The organism is Terriglobales bacterium (assembly GCA_035651655.1).
Taxonomy (GTDB): Bacteria; Acidobacteriota; Terriglobia; order Terriglobales; family Acidobacteriaceae; genus DASRFG01.
Genome location: DASRFG010000021.1, coordinates 1 through 4,543, shown reverse-complemented (window position 1 = coordinate 4,543; position 4,543 = coordinate 1). Strand labels below are relative to the sequence as shown.

The following is a 4,543-nucleotide window of genomic DNA, read 5'->3' as shown; positions in this document are numbered from 1 at the left end:
GCGCATGGTGGCCAAGGGCCTTGGAAACAAAGAAATCGCGGCCGCGCTGAACATCGCCGAGGTCACGGTCAAGCTACATGTCAGCCATGTCCTCGAGAAACTCAATGTAAGGGATCGAACCGAAGCCGCTACCGCGGCACTCCACCGCGGAATTATTTCTCTCGAGTAGGCGGTAAACTACCAATTGTCATAAGTAGTGCCCCTATACAAAAGAAGTATGGTGCATCCACCTGATTGCATAGCAGAATTGTCTCCGCTCGTCTCATAAAATGCTTGATCGCCTGCAGTCCGTCGAACTCTTCCAGGAGGAGCCTATGTCCCGCCCGCTTGATCGTGTCCACAACGTTGCCCGTCGCCTGATACTGCTGGGGAGCGTGCTGTCCCTGTTCTGCATCTGTGCTCTCGCCCAGGTCACGTCCGGCACAATGTTTGGCACCGTCACGGACCCGAGCGGCGCCATGCTCAGTAACGCGACCGTGACGGTGACGAATCCCGCAACCGGTTTGACGCGTACTATGACGACATCCGAGGCGGGAACCTTCATCGTCCCGAATCTGCTACCCGGCACATATACGATCAGCGTCGAAGCTCCGGGGTTCAAGAAACTCGAAAAGACTGGAGTAGTCTTAAGTGCGGCGGATAGGCTGAACGCGGGCCAACTCGTACTCGCAGTCGGAACCACTACAGAATCGGTCAGCGTCACCGCCGATACTGGCGAACTCCAATTGCAGTCCAACTCCGGCGAGCGCTCCGATCTTATTACCGGCAAACAGCTTAACGACGTCGCAATGAACGGCAGGAATGTGCTGGACTACATGAAGCTGATCCCGGGTGTGATCAGCGGATTCAACGGTGCCGTTTCCGGGACAGGGGGAATTGATGCGTTCAACATCAACGGCACGCGTGCGAATCAGCATGAATACACCATTGATGGGGCGTCAAACGTTGACACCGGGAACAACGGCGGCACGCACGTCACCTTTAATCCGGACGCCATTCAGGAAGTGAAAGTGCTGACCTCTAACTATCAAGCTGAGTTTGGCAAGGCCGCTGGCGGACAGGTGGCGATCGTCAGCAAGGGCGGCACTAACGATTGGCATGGCAATGCGCGATTTTTCCACCGCCACGAAAGTTTGAACGCTAACGAGTGGTTCCATAAGAAGAACCAACTGCTTGAGACAACTCCTCACAACGACCCCGCTCTGTACCGCTACAACGACATTGGATACCAAATTGGTGGCCCGATTCGAAAGAACACACTTTTCGTATTTTGGAGCCAGGAATTCTATCGGCAATTAATTCCTATCGGTGGGACTTCAACTTTTTACACACCAACTCAATTGGAGCGGCAGGGCGATTTCTCACAATCAATCGACGGCAACGGCAACCCGATTGTAATTGCCGGCCCAGGAATCACGAACAATAAGATCGACCCCACACAACTTTCGCCGGCACAGCAGGCGATCTTTACCCAAGTACAAAATATCCTGAATCTTTATCCACTACCCAACGTAAGCGGCTTCGGTGTCAATGGCCAGAACTACAATTTCTCGCAAGCACTCTCCGGCAACGCTCCGCGGCGGGAAGATATTCTTAGGATCGATTACCAGATCAACGACAAGAATCGCCTGTTTGGAAGGTGGATTCACAACGCGGAGACCGATACCTCCCCGTTTGTTCCGTTTCCAGGTCCTTTCGGCATATTTGCTTGTTCTTCCTCCATCAACTTCCCGGGTGGCTGCACGCAGAGGCATCCTGGCTGGAATCTCTCGGTTAACCTGGTCAGCACCATTCGCCCAACGCTGTTGAACGAGTTTTCCGTCGGCCCTAGTCACACTCTTTCAACGGCAGATGGGACCAATGGCAACATCTCCCTCGCCAAGAATGGCATCAGCCTGCCGCTGCTTTATCCCTCGCAAACCATACCGGACCTATATTTCAACGATCTTCCAAACGTCAATTTCGGAGGCGGGTACTTCGGGGGTACTCCTTGGCACCAGGCCAATACCACCATCAACGTGAACGACAACCTTACGTGGGTCCGCAACTCGCACACCATCAAAATGGGGATGTTCTACCAGAGGAATCGAAAGGACCAGATTGCCTGGGGCAATATCAACGGGCAGTTTAATTTCGGCCTGGGTCCGACCAGTGGAGGCACCTGCCCGGCAGGAGTCTCTTGCACCCTGGGTGACCCATTGGCCAGCGCTTTATTGGGAGAGTTCCAAAGCTTTAGTCAATCTACCGCGCGTCCCCTGGGTAAGTTTCGTTACAACCAGCTCGAATTTTATGTACAAGACACGTGGAAAATGACACCCCGCCTTACCTTCGATTACGGTATGCGCTTTGCTTGGATTCCGCCGCAATACGACGCAGAAAACCAGGTCGCACTTTTCGATCCATCGGCTTACAACCCAGCCAATGCTGTCACGATTGATCCCAGCAGTGGCAGCATAGTCCCGGGCAGCGGTGATCCTTTAAACGGCATGAGATTCGCGAAGAACGGCCAACTTCCAGACGGCGGTTGGAATAGCCGCGGCATTATGCCTGAACCACGCTTAGGCTTCGCCTATGACGTGTTTGCGAGCCATAAGACGGTCTTGCGTGGCGGGGCCGGCATGTTACACGACCGAACGCAAGGAAATCTGATCTTCAATACCGTCTTTAATAATCCCGCGCTAGTACGCACAGCTCAGGTAGCAGCTGGCAACATCGCCGATCTGCCGAGCTTGCAGTCCTCCTTTGGAAGTGGAGTTCTGGGGGGTATTCTCGGCGCGGAACGGAGCGGTAAGGTGCCGACTGTGTACAGTTTTAGTTTAGGGGTTCAACACGAATTGGCCCGCAGCACCACCCTGGACGTAGCGTACGTAGGCACCTTGTCACGCCATTTGGTGACCTCGCGTGACATTAATGCAATTCCGTACGGTACGGCGTTCACCAGAGCTGCACAGGATCCCGCGAACTTTGGTGGTACCGTTCCCGCCGTCGAACCCAACCTGAACCCCATCTACGCGGCCGCTGGCCTGAACTTCAGCGGCGCGTACGCGTATGGAAGGCCTGCTTACACGAATGCTCCGCTCGTTCCCTTTAAAGGATACGACCAGATTTCGTACCTGAAGTTTGACGGCACGTCGAACTACAACTCGCTGCAAACCTCAATTCAGCGGCGGTTCAGCAAAGGCTTCACCTTCGGAGCGGTGTATACGTGGTCGAAGGCCTTGACGACCGCGAATACTGACCAGGACACCGTCAATACGTTCTTCCCCCTGCTCGACTATCGTGCGGCGGGCTGGGATCGCACCCACGTATTTGCTGCCAATTATGTCTATGACTTACCCAATGTAACCAAGCACTTTGGTGGCCCAAAGTGGCTGTCGTACATTACCGATAATTACCAGCTCAGCGGTGTCACGCAATTTATGACCGGAACGCCAATAGACACCAGCAATTATTGGTCGTTCGAATCAGGAGCTCTGGACGGCTCCAATATGTGGGGCGCCATTCCATACTTCTACGCGCTCGATCAGAACAAGAACCCGATTCTTCCGTCTGTTGGACTGCCCATCCGGGGATCGCGTGACATTCTCCGCACGGGTGGAATGCAGAACTGGGACATGTCCTTGTTCAAGAACATTCCACTCGGCAGAGAGGAACGGTATCTACAACTCCGTCTGGAAGCGTTCAACGTTTTCAACCATCCGAATTTTAATGACAAGAACTACAGCGTGAATGTCGATCACTTCCCGTTTCAATGGCAGCCATCTGACTCATTGGCCATTTCGAAGCCCGATAACTGGGGCCAATGGACAGATACATACGCCGGCGTCGGTGGCCCACGTGTCATTCAGCTCGCAGCTAAGTTTTACTTCTAGTCCGATGATTTGCGGCCCGCGGCTGCGGCCGCGGGCTGCTCTCCCACGATCACGGTGGATAAATTCGCACAGGAGAGAAAATGTCGGGCCCATACTCACGGCGAAATTTCCTGGCGATGTCCGCTCTGGGCGCCGCCGCACTGGCGGAGCCGGCCCCCCTTGCGCGATCTCTAGCCGGGCAAAGCGGCAAGACGAACCCTTCTCAAATCTCGGTCTGGGTGACCGACGACACGCATCAGGCGGCGCAGGTCTCCCGCGTCTCCTGGCATGCCGCATCTTCATCGGCCACTAACGATGCCATCTCTCTGAACCCCGGCAAGCAGTACCAGGAAATGCTCGGCTTCGGAGCCGCCTTCACGGACGCTTCCTGTTACATGTTGAATCAGTTGTCCCCCGAAGCGCGCGCGGAGCTTTTTCATACTCTGTTTCATCCTTCCGAGATGGGATTGACTGTCTGTCGCACTTGTATTGGCTCCAGCGACTACTCCACCGAAGTTTTCAGCTATAACGATGGCGACGTAGATCCTGAACTGAAGCGATTTTCTATTGAGCATGACCGCGCTTATGTGCTGCCCATTCTGCGCGAGGCGCGAAAGGTGAATCCCGACCTGTTCCTGTTTTCTTCCCCGTGGAGCCCTCCGGGATGGATGAAAGCGAACAAATCGATGCTG

3 protein-coding genes are annotated in these 4,543 nt (G+C 54.5%); all 3 read left to right on the top strand.

Annotation, left to right across the window (positions count from 1 at the left end):
- Positions 1-4: 4 nt before the first annotated feature.
- Positions 5-169 (top strand): LuxR C-terminal-related transcriptional regulator, encoded by a 165-nt coding sequence (locus tag VFA76_08400; GenBank protein ID HZR31859.1) that lies wholly within the window; start codon positions 5-7, stop codon positions 167-169.
- 145 nt (positions 170-314) lie between these two features.
- Positions 315-3,872, top strand: a complete 3,558-nt coding sequence (locus VFA76_08395; GenBank protein HZR31858.1) for a carboxypeptidase regulatory-like domain-containing protein — start codon at positions 315-317, stop codon at positions 3,870-3,872.
- An 80-nt stretch (positions 3,873-3,952) separates the two neighbouring features.
- Positions 3,953-4,543 (top strand): twin-arginine translocation signal domain-containing protein (locus tag VFA76_08390; protein HZR31857.1); only part of this gene is annotated, 591 nt, incomplete at its 3' end.